Raw genomic sequence first — 244 nt, 5'->3', positions numbered from 1 at the left:
AAGACGGCTAACCATCAGGAGCGGCATCAGCGACCACCCACCAGCGTGGTCACACGCAGCGTGCGGTCGTCGGGAATTTCCGCTTGAGACATCACCACTAAGTGGCGCATGCGGCGGCGCAGGAAGCGCGACAACACGGCCCGTAGCGAGTGCTGAACCACCAGCACAGGCGCTTCACCACTGCCTTCATGTTTCTCTAGCGCTTGCTGCGCTTGATTCATCAAGGTATCCGCCAGCCCTGGCT

At 61.1% G+C, this 244-nt stretch carries 1 protein-coding gene; it reads right to left on the bottom strand.

Features of this window, described 5'->3' with window-relative positions:
- Window positions 1-26: 26 nt before the first annotated feature.
- Window positions 27-244 (bottom strand): FHIPEP family type III secretion protein (locus tag P8629_RS12545; protein ID WP_278166425.1); only part of this gene is annotated, 218 nt, incomplete at its 5' end.

The organism is Hydrogenovibrio sp. 3SP14C1 (assembly GCF_029625905.1).
Lineage (GTDB): Bacteria > Pseudomonadota > Gammaproteobacteria > Thiomicrospirales > Thiomicrospiraceae > Hydrogenovibrio.
Note: the sequence above shows the minus strand (reverse complement) of the source record. Positions and strands in the feature narration are given on the sequence as shown.